The organism is Myroides sp. TSA_177.3 (assembly GCF_052691955.1).
The window spans coordinates 1-13,607 of the sequence record NZ_JBQZGD010000025.1 but is presented as its reverse complement, the minus strand read 5'-3'; the positions used below and the strand labels follow the sequence as shown (position 1 = coordinate 13,607).

9 protein-coding genes and 1 tRNA gene are annotated in these 13,607 nt (G+C 37.7%); 2 read left to right on the top strand and 8 right to left on the bottom strand.

Annotated elements, in window-relative coordinates; all coding sequences use genetic code 11:
• The first annotated feature begins 18 nt into the window (after positions 1 to 18).
• A complete protein-coding gene (locus ACUTSE_RS16170; protein ID WP_445640975.1) occupies positions 19 to 1,194 on the top strand; it encodes a multidrug effflux MFS transporter in 1,176 nt (391 codons plus the stop codon).
• A gap of 100 nt (positions 1,195 to 1,294) precedes the next feature.
• Here the strand turns inward: ACUTSE_RS16170 and ACUTSE_RS16165 are convergent, their stop codons facing one another.
• Positions 1,295 to 1,660 carry a hypothetical protein gene (locus ACUTSE_RS16165; protein ID WP_445640974.1) on the bottom strand — a complete coding sequence of 122 codons (366 nt, stop codon included), beginning with the start codon at positions 1,658 to 1,660 and terminating at the stop codon, positions 1,295 to 1,297.
• 381 nt (positions 1,661 to 2,041) lie between these two features.
• On the bottom strand, positions 2,042 to 2,422 hold the full coding sequence (locus ACUTSE_RS16160; protein WP_445640973.1) for a hypothetical protein: 381 nt from the start codon (positions 2,420 to 2,422) through the stop codon (positions 2,042 to 2,044).
• Positions 2,423 to 2,708: 286 nt separating this feature from the next.
• Here ACUTSE_RS16160 and ACUTSE_RS16155 point away from each other — a divergent pair, with 286 nt between their 5' ends.
• A complete protein-coding gene (locus ACUTSE_RS16155) occupies positions 2,709 to 3,752 on the top strand; it encodes a hypothetical protein (RefSeq protein ID WP_445640972.1) in 1,044 nt (347 codons plus the stop codon).
• A gap of 57 nt (positions 3,753 to 3,809) precedes the next feature.
• Here ACUTSE_RS16155 and ACUTSE_RS16150 read toward each other — a convergent pair.
• The 6 genes from ACUTSE_RS16150 to ACUTSE_RS16125 all read right to left on the bottom strand — a co-directional run bounded on the left by ACUTSE_RS16150 (position 3,810) and on the right by ACUTSE_RS16125 (position 12,983).
• Positions 3,810 to 3,883, bottom strand: a tRNA-Arg gene (locus tag ACUTSE_RS16150).
• A 199-nt stretch (positions 3,884 to 4,082) separates the two neighbouring features.
• Positions 4,083 to 5,978, bottom strand: coding sequence for an efflux RND transporter periplasmic adaptor subunit (locus ACUTSE_RS16145; RefSeq protein ID WP_445640971.1), 1,896 nt, complete (start codon positions 5,976 to 5,978; stop codon positions 4,083 to 4,085).
• 10 nt (positions 5,979 to 5,988) lie between these two features.
• Positions 5,989 to 7,452 carry a TolC family protein gene (locus ACUTSE_RS16140; RefSeq protein ID WP_445640970.1) on the bottom strand — a complete coding sequence of 488 codons (1,464 nt, stop codon included), beginning with the start codon at positions 7,450 to 7,452 and terminating at the stop codon, positions 5,989 to 5,991.
• Complete coding sequence (locus ACUTSE_RS16135) at positions 7,445 to 11,290, bottom strand: efflux RND transporter permease subunit (protein ID WP_445640969.1); 3,846 nt, start codon at positions 11,288 to 11,290, stop codon at positions 7,445 to 7,447. Before ACUTSE_RS16135 ends, ACUTSE_RS16140 begins: the two co-directional genes overlap by 8 nt.
• 272 nt (positions 11,291 to 11,562) lie before the next feature.
• Positions 11,563 to 11,991, bottom strand: coding sequence for a hypothetical protein (locus ACUTSE_RS16130; protein ID WP_002986216.1), 429 nt, complete (start codon positions 11,989 to 11,991; stop codon positions 11,563 to 11,565).
• 137 nt (positions 11,992 to 12,128) lie between these two features.
• Positions 12,129 to 12,983 carry a hypothetical protein gene (locus tag ACUTSE_RS16125; protein WP_002986210.1) on the bottom strand — a complete coding sequence of 285 codons (855 nt, stop codon included), beginning with the start codon at positions 12,981 to 12,983 and terminating at the stop codon, positions 12,129 to 12,131.
• Positions 12,984 to 13,607: the final 624 nt, after the last annotated feature.

The window sequence follows — 13,607 nt, the reverse complement described above, 5'->3', positions numbered from 1 at the left end:
CACTTTTAGAAAAAGAGTATGAGTAAGTTAAAGAAACAGCAGTTTATTGTGGTCTTTATTTTGGCCCTATTATCTGCATTAGAGCCTTTTAGTATTGATTTGTATTTGCCAGGATTTTTAAAAATCTCTCAATACTATCAAACCGATTTAAAGGCAGTTCAATTTTCTATTTCGACGTTTTTAGCAGGGTTTGCTGTCGGTCAATTATTCTGGGGAATTATTTCAGATAAGTATGGACGCAAATGGCCAACAATTGCCTCATTGTTGCTTTTTATAGCCGCGACTATTGCTTGTATTTATTCCGTGAATATTGAACAGTTTTGGATTGCTCGTTTTTTCCAAGCTTTTGCGGGGTGTGCAGGTGTGGTAATCGCGAGGGCAATTGTCAATGAGTATTTCGAACAAGATGATACTATGCGTGTATTTTCACTCTTAGCTATTATTGCGGGTGTTGCTCCAATTATTGGACCCGTTGCAGGAAACTTTTTGGTGTCTCATTTTACATGGCAATCTACGTTTATTACCCTTTTTGTACTTGGTATTGTTTCGTTGCTTTTGGTTGTATTTTTCTTGCCTGAAACGAAAGTCAAGGCAATAGATCCTATACAAAAGCGCAATTTAATTCAAGATTTTAGAGCGGTATTACGAGTGAAAATATTCTTAAAATATACTTTAATCGGCAGTGTAACTTACAGTATATTGATGATTTACCTGGCAAACGCACCTTATTTGATCATGGAATATGGTCAATTATCCTCTGCAATATTTAGCTATATCTTTGCTTTTAATGCAGTTGGATTGATGGTAGGGGCTTGGGTATCGAGTGCCTTTACCCGTTGGTGGTCCATTCGTCAGATTATTTTATACACCACAATACTAGGACTCTTTTGTAGTATAATTTTCCTCGGGTTGTGTATGATGCAACAACCCATTGAATGGCTTTTAGTTCCTTTGTTTTTTATTATTTTGACCTTGGGTGTTTTATTCCCAGCAACAACTAAATTAGCCTTAGAACCTTTCCATGAAAATAGCGGATCTGCATCTGCTTTGTTAGGGTCTTTGCAGTTGATGTTGACCTTTATTATCTCTGCAGCTACCAATTTAATTCCTGTAGATTTATTGCTCTTAACTGGTTTAGCTTTACTTGTTTGTCATGGGCTATATCTAGCTTGCTATGCAATTAAAGAAGAATAGGTTTGTATGGAATTGGTATTCTAACTCAGTTGCGAAATAGAAGCGAATATATTTTGTAAAAAAAAAATAGGGTGTCTCAAAAAGACACCCTATTTGTATATTATTTAGTAATAACGGGCATGGTTGTGTATATTCCACAAACGTCATCAGCCATTTGGTGAGGCATTAAAGGTATTTGTACTAATGTCCCTGTTTGTGTTTGACGATCGTAATGGAACATCCCGTCATACGAGGATACAACCTCTTGATACCAAATACGAGATTCGCTATCTGTACAGCTTTTATGATGTATTCCAATTCGTGTAGAATTTACTTCAACTCCTTGGTTAAATGTTACTGCATAAATTTGTATTTCGTAACAGTTGATTCTTTCTAATCGTTGCTCTTCTTGTTTGTCTATTTCTTCTGTGTTGGCAAATGAACCAAAAGAAAGTGCTAAGGCTAACCCTATTAGTAATTTTTTCATTGTTATATCGTTTAAAATTGGTTCTTTTAAAGATAGAAGAAGTTAAAATGTTAAAAAAATAAACATTTAATTCTTAACAAGATAGGTAGTTTTTCTTTCTTTTATAACTATTGTATAGCAAACAGTGATATACTGTTGTATTCATTTTTTGTGAAAGAGAAAATAAGAGGCGTTCTTTAAACTAGTAAGCCTGACTGTTGTATTGGAAAATCACGAGTTTGGTTGCGAATTTATTCGATGCTTACCATCTTGAAAGAAGAGAGCATTCAATGAAAGTAAGAGAAGATAGAAGAATGAACAATAGGTTGCTTTAAAAAAAAAAAGCTACTAATTTTACTTAGTAGCTTGGTGCTTTTATAGAAAGAAAGTTTCTCTTTTCTTTTACATGATCTCCGAAGGTAATGGCTTTGTTACAACACTGAATCCTAAATCATTACATTTATCTTTTGCTAATAGCTCAGGCATCAAAGGAATTTGGATTCGAACTTCGGTTTTTGTCAATGGGTTATATCCACCTACCCCGTCATAAGAGGCTATAACTTCATTATACCACGTCCACGCTTCCGAACTCGTACAGAGATTGCGATGGGTTCCAATTTTCATGGAACCAAGCTTTATCCCTTGAAAAAATTCAACCGCGTATATTTCTATCTGATAACAATTTTGTACTTCTATGACTTGTTCGTTTTTATCGTTTTCTTTAGTGTTGGCAAATGAACCAAAAGAAAGTGCTAAGGCTAATCCTACTAGTAATTTTTTCATTTTTATTTATCGTTTAAAATTGGTTCTTTTAAAGATAGAAGAAGTTAAAATGTTAAAAAAATAAACCTTTAATTCTTAACAAGATAGGCAGTTTTTCTTTCTTTTGTAGATAGCGTTCTTTTATTTTCATTCATTTGACCTTGGTTTTTACAGAAAATAAAAAGAGAATAACCAAGTTCTAATTTTGTATCAAAGAGCGAAGCCTGGATTTGTAATTGGGCAACTTGACTGCATTGTTTTATCAGAAATAACAAATTAACTTTACAGCAAAAGATAAAGTAACCGCATGAATCAAAAAACGTCCTCCATCTTACCATCGTTAATTCGCAGGATATTGCAAGAGCACAGGAGGTATCATCATATTTTCTCGTTTATCTCAGGTGTTGCAGCTTGCTTCTCTTTTGTTGTACTCCTCGTTGCTATTAATGCTTTTATGGGGCAAAACATAGGTTTTCAATTGGCTTTAGTGCTTATCTTATTCTTTTTTTTTGCTCTCTGTAGCTACTTTGCCTTCTATCATTATAAATGGACAAAATTGTTAGATAATACGCTGGATAAGGGGGATTTTTCAGTGATTAAAGGACAATTGGAACATATACAGTCGTTGCCTAGAAAACGCGTAAGGTATATCATCGATGGACAAGTTTTCGAAAGCACATTAATAATTCCAGGATTTGGAACATTTCGGGGGATTCAATTTAAGGAGGTTGTTGCCAAAACCAATGAAGCGATAGAACTTTACTTATTACCGAATGGGAAGATTGCTGGAGCTATTTACCCTAATCAAGATCAATGCATGAAGGACCGACAGGCAACTGCAGAAGATTGGCGAATCGTATCTCGTAGGCAATGGAAAGGGGTAGGGGAATTTGCATTACTTGCGGGGATTATTTTACTTATCATTCTTGGAACTTTAGGATTAGTTGAATATCAAGAGGGGAGTGCAAGTTGGGAAATGTTTGGTTATATGTGTGTTATTTTTGGTTCGACGATTCTTTTGCTATTTACTATATATCTATTGATGAATCTATCCCAAATACAGGCACTTAGAAATAAAAGAGATGCATCAGTAACAGTACAGGTTTTTCGGGGTACTGCCGCAGAGTGGTATTTGACGGAAGTACGACACAGAAGTGCTGCAACACAAGAGGGGTGGATTAGATTATCAGGAGGTTTACATCATATTCAATCTAATGTATCAGCTCTTAATAATACTTTCTTGCATTCGGTAGAGACTCCTATGCAGGTAGAATATTTGATTTTTAAAGACCGTTTGATTTTTCTGAGAAGTACGAAAGAAGAAAACGGATTTAGTAATTCGAAAGTTTAGACGCAAGTTTCCTTCAAATAAATAAAAAAAGCCTTCGATTTTTCGAAGGCTTTTTTGTGATCCAGTCAGGATTCGAACCTGAGACCTACTGCTTAGAAGGCAGTTGCTCTATCCAGCTGAGCTACTGGACCATTAAATCATGAATGATTTAAAGACCATCAAAAAGAAATAGTACTGATACTTTCTCATTTTGATGGTGCAAATATATTCTATTTTTTATAGAAACACCAAGGATAATCGCATAAAAATGAAAATAATAAAATAACTGATTGGAAATTAGAAAATTGAATCCTTTTCTTTTTAGCGATTTTCCTTGGTTTCTAAGCTAAATTAGCGGTCATACTGACAACAACCGTGTAAACTGTTATAGGTTTTGTCCTGTGCTTTGTCAAAAGCAGTATCATGTCCTGCCGCTGCAATGACTTTACTTACCTTTTTTTCATCGGTTTTAGCCTTGTCAAAGTTGAGGTGTAATACTTTTGCATTTACATCCCAAGTAGCCGTAGAAACGCCTGCTACACTTTTAGCTGCTGTTTCAATGCGCTCTTTACACATGACACAGTTTCCTTTCACCTTCAGCATGGCATGCCCTTGATGGCCGTCTTTTGCCATTGGTTTCGTAGGTGTCGCTTGATGTTGATCGTGTTTCATCTGTTCTTGTTGCTTCGGTTTCGCTTGATCTCTGCTATACAAACAACAAGAAGGTAATGCATCATAGGCTTTGTCTGATGCCTTGTCCAATTCCGTATCATGACCTGCAGCAGCAATAGCTTGACTTACTTTGCGCTGATCTGCTTTGGTCTTATCAAAGTTCACATGTAGCATTTGGTCTTTGGAACTCCAAGTTGCACTTACTACACCAGCTACACTTTTCGCCGCTTTTTCAATACGCGCTTTACACATATCACAATTACCAGAAACAGTAAACATCGCGTGTCCTTCATTTTCTGCATGTGTAATAGTAGGTGTGTCATTGTTCATCATGCTTGGTTTTCCTTCCAATTGCGCACTAGAATCAACAGTAAATACCCCTCTAGTTACAATTTCTTCTCCATCTTGTAAACCTGAAGTGACTACGTAATTATCCCCTAAAGATGGGCCTAAAACAATTTCCCTCATTTTGAAAGCAGGTGTATTAGTATCAGGTTGTTTCACGTAAATAACAGAGCGTTTTCCCGTCCACAATACAGCTGATTTTGGAATAACCAATTGATTGTTGTGCTCTCGAATTGGTGCTTGAACCGTTGCTGTAGCATACATCTCCGGTTTTAGCGCTTGATCTTTATTATCTGTTTCCACGCGAATTTTGGCTGTACGAGAAGTTGCATCAATAATAGGATTGATGAAGGAAATCTTCCCGCGGTATACTTTTCCAGGTATACTTTGAAGCGTATATTCCAATACATCTCCCTCTTTTAAGAAAGGTAAATCCGCTTCATACGCCTCAAAAACGGCCCAAAGTTTAGTCATGTTCGAAATACTATACAAGACTGATCCTTGATTGATGTAATCCCCTTGATTGACATTTTTTGCTGTTACAATCCCACTCGTATTTGCTGTTATACTCACATAAGGCGAAACTTTACCCGTTGAAAGAACTTTGTTGATTTGAGCATCAGACATTTTCCACAACCTCAATTTCTCTTTGGCAGCATCGAGTAATAGCGGTTGGAAATCCGTTAATTTCTTCGCTTCTAATAACTCTTGTTGTGCATTTAACAAATCAGGTGAATAGATGGTTGCAATAAGCTGCCCTTGTTTAACAGATTCACCAGTGAAATTGATAAATAATTTCTCGATACGCCCATTGACGTGTGACGTTTGTGATTGCTGTAAACGTTCGTCTACTTGAATAGTTCCATAGAGCTGTAGGTCTTTGATTGCATCTTGACGACCTACCACTGTAGTTTGAATATTCGCTAAAGCAACGGCTTCTTTTGACATTTGGATGGCATCATCATCAATGGCATCCTCTCCACCACCTGAAGATTTCAGTGGAATTAAATCCATCGCACATAAAGGACACTTTCCTGGTTTGTCCATTTTAATTTGAGGGTGCATGGAACAAGTCCAAACGACTGCAGCCTCTTCTGTCGGTGCAGGTTCTCCATTGTGTTCATGCGTAGCTGATCCTCCAAAAACCAACCAGCCCAAAAGAAGTCCAACTAGTAAAATAGCTCCGTATTTTACTGCATTATTTTTAAATATATCGTTTAATTTACTCATGGTTTCTGTATTATAAATCGTTAGGAGTAGCCGTGATATTTTCAATTGAGGCTACAAGCGTATTGTAATTGGCAATGGCTTCTGCTTTTTTTAGCTGATAATCCAATAATTGGCGTTGTACTTGAATCACATTCGTTAAATCGCTCTTTCCCGTTACAAACTCCTTGACGATTAGGTTAAACGTCGTTTCTGCTAAGGTGGTTTGCTTTTCTAATAAAGTAATGGTGCGTTCCGTATCTTCCACTTGATTTTTAAAGCTGTAATACGAAGCGAGTAAAGTATTGTAGGTGTCTTTATACTTCTCCTCACTAGACTTCCACCATTTTTTCCCTTCTTCTTGTTGGGCTTTGTATTTTTTTCTGAATATAGGAAGAGACACCGTTACCATGGGCATGATCATATCTTTTCCATTCATATCCCCCATGGCCAACATAGGGTCATTCGTTTTGCCAATAATCATGTATTGGACACCCAATCCAATCATAGGATAGCTCATTTTTTTATCCATGGCCGATTTTGCCTGATACGCCAACCCTTCTTCTGTAAGCATGGCCAACATGGGGTTATTGGACTCAATCATGGTTTGTGCTTCTTCATCTGTGAGGAAAAAAGGCACTTTCTCAATGGCATGCGGTACAGTAACTACTGCTTGGATTTCTTGGTCAAGTAAGGCATTGAATTTTACCTTTTCAGCTTTGATTTGCGCTTGTAAACTTTCGATGGTATTCTCAATTTCAATGGTTTCCAATCGGATGCGCAATACATCGGACATTCCAGAACCACTGCCACCACCGCTCATACCCCCCATGGCGCTACTGCTAGAGGATGAAGGGGTAGAAGTAGGTGTATTAGCTGCTGCTGTTGCACCACCTCCCATATTCATGCCTCCCATACCACCACTGCTATTCGTTGTAGTGGATGCTGCGGGAGTACTTGAAGCCATGCTGTTAGAAGCAGTAGCTCCAGAAGGAGAAGAGAATTTCTTAATGGCTAATTGTTCCAATTGCTCCAAGAGATCCTTGTTTTGTTGGGCATTGCTTACTTGCTGCTGTAGCTTTTGTAGTACATACCATTGGGTGTGCACTTGTAAAATAACCATTTCTCTTGCTTCTCTATATTGTTGCATTTGCATACTAGCCATGTGATTGGCTTCCTTTTTGGCTGATTTTTTTGTACCAAACCACGGGAGCATTTGCATTAAAGTAATATCTCCAATTTGTCTTCCTCCTACAATATCCATGGGTTTAGTATAGAAACCCATCGATAATTCCGGATCCTCAAATGCACCAGCTTGTGGAATTTTTTCCAAAAAAGCTTCATAGGCCAATCGCTGTGATTTCAGCCCAGGATTGTTCTCTAGTGCCAATTGGGTATAGTAGGCCAACGAATCTACCTTGCTCTCTTGTGCCCACATCGTTGTCATTGGTGCAAATAGCCCCATAACAACAAGAAGTATAGCATATATCTTATTCATTTTCGACGATTTTTTCATTTGATTTTTGTTCTTTTTTAATGGCCCATTCCCTCCACCAGCATTGAAATACGGGTACAACAAACATGGTCATGGATTGGATGAGCATTCCACCAAAGGTTGGAATTGCCATCGGAATCATAATTTCCGCTCCTTTACCAGTTGAAGTCATAACAGGAAGCAGCGCAATTAAGGCCGTAGCGGTTGTCATAGCTGCAGGACGAACACGTTTAAGTCCAGCATAAACAACAGCCTCTCGGATATCGTGTTTAGTCTTTGGATCTCTGGCTTCAAATGTATCGTGTATATAAGTTCCCATCAATACTCCATCATTGGTAGCTAATCCAAATAGGGCAATAAACCCAACCCAGACGGCAATACTCAAATTGATGCTGTGCATTTGGAATAAATCCCGCATATTCATATCACCAATAGAGAAATTCATAAACCACGGTTGTCCATATAGCCACAACAAGATGAATCCTCCTGCAAAAGCAACAAATACACCAGAGAAGTGAATCAAGGAAGCTGTGATGGTTTTAAATTGGAAATATAAAATCAATAAAATAGCCAATAAACTCATCGGAACAACAAAAAGTAAGCGTTGTGCAGCGCGTTCTTGCTGTTCGTAATTTCCTGCAAACGTATAGGTCACCCCTTTAGGTAACGTTAGTTCACCCGATTCCAACTTTGTTTTTAAAATTTGATCTGCTTCACGTACTACATCTACTTCTGCTTTTCCACTAATCTTATCAAAAATAACATACCCCAATAAGAAGGTATTCTCACTTTGAATCATCTGTGATCCTTTGGCATAGGTAATATCAGCAACATCACTAAGTGGAATTTGCACTCCAGTAGCCGTTGGAATTAATAGTTTACCTAAGGCATCAGGACTATCTCTTAATTCTCTTGGATAACGCAAGCGAACAGGGAAGCGTTCACGCCCTTCAACAGTTGTTGTCAGCTGCATGCCTCCAACGGCGGCTCCGAGTACTTCTTGCAAATCTGCAACGGTAATTCCGTAGCGCGCCATATTGTTTCGATTCAGGTGAATTTCAACATATGGAGCTCCAACTGCACGGTCGTAGAAGACCGTAGACGACATGATAGAAGGAATGTCTTTCAAAGCCGTTTCTAAGGCTTTTCCTCCTTCTTCAATCGATTCCAAATCAGGACCAGAAACTTTTAATCCCATAGGAGCACGCATTCCCGTTGACAGCATCACCAAACGCGCTTCAATCGGTTGAAGCTTCGGTGCTGAGGTTAACCCAGGAAGGTGAGAAACATTGACAATTTGTTGCCAAATATCCTCTGCATTTTTAATTTCTGGACGCCATTGTCTAAAGAATTTCCCTTTTTTATCTGGAATTAAACTATCCCTTGGAATTTGACGATATCCATTTGCTACAGCATAGGTAGAACCATCCAATAATTCGAATTCGCCATTTTTGGCTACTTTAAAACGCTCTCGATGTCCATCTTCATCCAAGAAATATTCTGGTTTATAATTGATGGTGTTCTCAAACATCTGCGTAGGAGCAGGGTCAAGAGCTGAGTTTACACGTCCCCATTTTCCAATGGTTAGTTCGACTTCAGGAATATTTTGAATGCGTTTATCTAAGGTTTGAATAAAAGCTAAGTTTTGTTCAATTCCTGTATGCGGCATACTCGTTGGCATCAATAAGAAAGACCCTTCATTTAAACTCGGCATAAATTCTTCACCAATACCAGGGAAAGCAGCGGAAGATTTCTGCCAAAAGGCGGTTTCTCTAAATGATTTCCAACCTACAGTTTCAAATCCTTTGGCAACAAAACCAAAAGACGTATTGAAACCTAGCCAAACCAACATACCAAAAACAACCGTAATAATTGGAATAGTCATGAATTTCCAACGATTGGCTAAGGCCCATCGCAAGATTTGTTCATAATAAATCACCAGCAACCACAATACCCCTAGGATAACACCAATAGCTAAAATGACAAAAACAAAGTTAAGCCCTGTGCTGGCTTGCGTTCCCAAAGGCAACCATTCAATAGCGAGGTAGTAAACAGCAATAAATAATGTAATGGCCACATTGACATAATTTGCCGTTTTTTCATTGCGCCAAGTTGGAGTATAAAGGTTGTTAATCCCAATTAAGGTTAGGGCAAATGCCGTGAATACACCGGTGTAAATCCATAAAGCAATACCTAATACACACAAGATATAGTTGGCAATTCTACGCACTTTAGCCTTGTCTGTTTTTATGGAATAGATGTAATAGGCTAGGGTAGGTAAAATGATAATACCCAGTAAAAAAGCAGAAACTAAGGCAAATGTTTTAGTATAAGCTAAAGGTTTAAAGAGTTTCCCTTCTTGTGCCTCCATAGCAAAAACAGGTAAGAAACTGATGATTGTCGTTAGCATGGCCGTGGATAAAGCACCAGAAACCTCGGAAACCGCTTTGATAATCAGATTGATAAATGCTTGTCCTCGACTTTCTACCCCGCGTTCTCGCTCTTCTTCCATGTGCCGGATAATACTCTCCACAAAGACGACGCCGACATCGACCATCACTCCAATGGCAATGGCAATTCCCGATAAGGCTACAATATTAGCTTCAATTCCCATGTATTTCATGATAATGAAAGTCGCCAATACACCAATCGGAAGAATACTAGAAATAATGACCGAAGCCCTAAGATTGATAACAAGAACAATAACGACAATAATACAGATTAATATTTCATGTGCTAAAGCCGTTTCTAGTGTACCGATAGTTTCTTTGATTAAACCAGAACGATCGTAAAAAGGAACGACAGTTACTTTAGAAATTGTTCCATCAGCAAGTGTTTTCTGTGGAAGACCTGCTTCCATTTCTTTGATTTTACCTTTTACGTTGTCAATAACCTCCATCGGGTTTGCACCATAACGAGCAACAACAACACCGCCAACTGCTTCAATCCCTTCTTTGTCCAAACCACCTCTTCGGGTAGCGGGGCCTAAGTTGACGAAGGCAACGTCTTTTATTTTGACTGGAACATTGTTTCGCACAGTTATCACAGCATCTTCTAGGTCTTTGATACTCTTGATGTACCCCAAACCGCGAACCAGATATTCCGCTTTATTAATTTCAATGGTTTCAGCACCAATATCCAAGTTGCTCTTTTGAATGGCGCTCATGATATCCATAATAGACACATTATACGCGCGCATCGCATCGGGCTTAACTTCTACTTGATACTCTTTGACATAGCCTCCAATAGAAGCTACTTCAGATACTCCTTCAGCAGCAGCTAAGCTGTATTTCGCGTAAAAATCTTGAATGGTACGCAATTCGTCAGGATCCCAACCCCCAGTAGGCTCTCCCGTTTGAGGATTTCGACCTTCTAGGGTATACCAAAATACTTGACCTAAAGCCGTAGCATCAGGACCTAATGTAGGAATAGCTCCTTCTGGAAGTGTTCCTGCTGGTAGGGAGTTTAATTTTTCTAAAATACGAGAGCGACTCCAGTAGAACTCTACATCTTCTTCAAAAATAATATAGATGAAAGACATACCAAACATCGAACTGCTTCGAATGGTTTTTACTCCTGGAACGCCTAATAAGGAAGTCGTTAGAGGATATGTAATTTGTTCTTGAATGTCTTTGGGTGAACGTCCCATCCATTCTGTAGCTACAATCTGTTGGTTTTCACCGATATCAGGAATAGCATCTACAGGAACAGGATCACTTGGCAATAGGTTTTGATGCCAATTAAATGGGGCTGTGATTAATCCCCATACGATAACGATAATTAAGATTAACATCGTAATTAATCGATTATGTAGGAAATACTTAATGATTTTATTAAGCATATAGATTTCTTTAAAGTGTTAATAATACGCTAGAGGAAACACCAAGGACTTCGCATGAATCAGTATCTTTCATACGAATTGAGCAATCTTTTTAGTTAAAGATATAAAAAAAGCACGTACAAATGATTGAAAATAAATCAGTTGTGCGGTCTGTTTTTAGTGTAAACTAAACAGAAATTGGGTTTCGAAAAAATATTGGAAAATCATCTGAGTTAGCTCAAAAAGAGGAAGAACCCTCATAGAGTATGGTGGCTAACTAAGATGTAGCGGTATCATATACGATAAAGACAAATGTAGGAAAGCCGGTCGACGGAAGTAAATTTAAATCCATCACCAGCAATAGGAGTAGTATAAGAGGCAGTAAGATCAACCGATTGTAAATCGGTTAAGTAGTTGGAATTAAACCATTTTACTTGAATTACAGCTCTTTTTTCTTTGTTTTTAGGTGTTGCTGCCGTTTGTTCAATTTGCAAGTCAGCCTGAACGGTGTGAATGCGCGCCATAGGCGAACAGCAAATCATATCAGCCATATTACTGTGGCTATCCATGCCATCCGTAGCACAACAAGGCATCACATCTTCCTCCATCTCCATACAACCAGCCATAGCCGTACTCATGTCGTTGCAATTCCAACTGATGATTGGATTCGCTGTAACAAGTACGGATAACGAGAGTAATACTATGGATAAATATTTCTTCATTAACTTGAATTAATAGTTAAAAGAGGTGATATACCTAAAGACAAAGATAGGAAAAAAATGTTTACGGTTGACAGTTTACGGTTAACCGTAAACTGTTTACCGTCAGTATTATAGTTTTAACTGTAAACCGTCAACCGTTAACTAACATTATATCGGATAACTGCATTAGCTCTAGAACTTCTAGGATTACTAAAAAACTGATTCAAACTATACGGAGATCTCGTTTCTTCACATGTTTTTTTAATCTCTTCCATCGAATTTTGAGAGAAAAGGAGTAATTCAAGTGATTTTAAGAAACGTTCTTTTCTTTGATAGTTAGTCAAAGTATCCCCATAAAAGTATAGGAAGTTGTTATGAAACTCTTCTAGTGATAAATTGTGGTTTTGTAGTAGGGAAAGTAGTTTTAGATCATCGGCAGTTTCTGTCTGTAATAAGTTGTGATAGATGGTTTGATGTTTGTTTTTGTCTTTGAGATAAAAATTAAAATCTAAAAGGAGATCTTCCAGTTGGGTTTCAATTTTGAGGTAAAATAGGTTGACTGTAAATTCCCTATTTGTTGAGATGTGAATGGTTCCAACTAGGGAGCACATCTGTTTGGTTCGATCTAGGCAGTTGAAGTGGATATTGGTATACGTATTAGCCGGTTGATGACTAAACTTATCCTTAATTTCCTGACGAACTGCTGCTAGTATTTTTTCTCGTTTGTCTTGTTTAATTCTAGTGAATTCAATTTCCCTGATAAGTCCTAAGGATTCATTAAGTGTAAGAGAAAAAGGAGTGTTGTACGTTATTTTGTCTTCACTTTTTTGAAGCTGTGCATAGTTGATATGCAATAGGGCTTCAAATAAGGTAGAGGTCATTGCTTTAAAATTATTAAAGTGATAATGTTGAAAAGCAAGGGAATTTAAATTCCCACAGGGGGCAATTTTAGAAAAATGCCGTACAAAGTGCTGCAGCGTACTTTGTACTTCTTCAAATAATTCAAGTTTCATAAGGTTAGCTCGTGTTGTTTGTTGGTTAAAATCACATTATATGGGGTATAATGCAATTTCAATGCTAGTTTAGTTAGAATTTCTCAAGTTTCCAAATCGAAAAATGATAATATTGTAGTTTTTGTCTGTTAAATTACTGAAGGAAGTTTGGTTTTTTACCAAGAAGTATAAGGAACGTAGTTTTTATTTAGCGTTAATATTTAATTATCATTGTGTAAACTGTATGAATTTTAAATTAAATTTTTTTTTCAGTAAAGTCGTTTTTTGTGATAATTTTTAGGAATTATGTGTGATTTCTTGCGTTTTTTTATCTTTCATTTTTGTGAAGTTGCAAGATTCGCTGTGATAGAATGTTTATTCCTTTTTTTATAAGGGATTACCAGTCCGATTGCGCTCACGAATAGTAATCTCCCTGACGCAGGAAGGGTCGTATCCAGCGCTCACCTATTACTGAACGGGAATAACTAGTGTTGAGTGACGGATGCGGCCCCTCCTTCGTCGGGGAGACATACTGGGTGCAGATTACGAGATGATGATAGATTCTTCTTTAATCGATAAATCTCACAAAAAGCAACCCTCACAACCCCTTTCTTTTTTAAAGGGTAAAAAAGAAACAAAAACCCC

Coding starts and splice junctions, on each gene's coding strand:
- ACUTSE_RS16170 (WP_445640975.1), top strand. CDS start 19: ATGAGTAAGTTAAAGAAACAGCAGTTTATTGTGGTCTTTATTTTGGCC.
- ACUTSE_RS16165 (WP_445640974.1), bottom strand. CDS start 1,660: ATGAAAAAATTACTAATAGGGTTAGCCTTAGCACTTTCTTTTGGTTCA.
- ACUTSE_RS16160 (WP_445640973.1), bottom strand. CDS start 2,422: ATGAAAAAATTACTAGTAGGATTAGCCTTAGCACTTTCTTTTGGTTCA.
- ACUTSE_RS16155 (WP_445640972.1), top strand. CDS start 2,709: ATGAATCAAAAAACGTCCTCCATCTTACCATCGTTAATTCGCAGGATA.
- ACUTSE_RS16145 (WP_445640971.1), bottom strand. CDS start 5,978: ATGAGTAAATTAAACGATATATTTAAAAATAATGCAGTAAAATACGGA.
- ACUTSE_RS16140 (WP_445640970.1), bottom strand. CDS start 7,452: ATGAATAAGATATATGCTATACTTCTTGTTGTTATGGGGCTATTTGCA.
- ACUTSE_RS16135 (WP_445640969.1), bottom strand. CDS start 11,290: ATGCTTAATAAAATCATTAAGTATTTCCTACATAATCGATTAATTACG.
- ACUTSE_RS16130 (WP_002986216.1), bottom strand. CDS start 11,991: ATGAAGAAATATTTATCCATAGTATTACTCTCGTTATCCGTACTTGTT.
- ACUTSE_RS16125 (WP_002986210.1), bottom strand. CDS start 12,983: ATGAAACTTGAATTATTTGAAGAAGTACAAAGTACGCTGCAGCACTTT.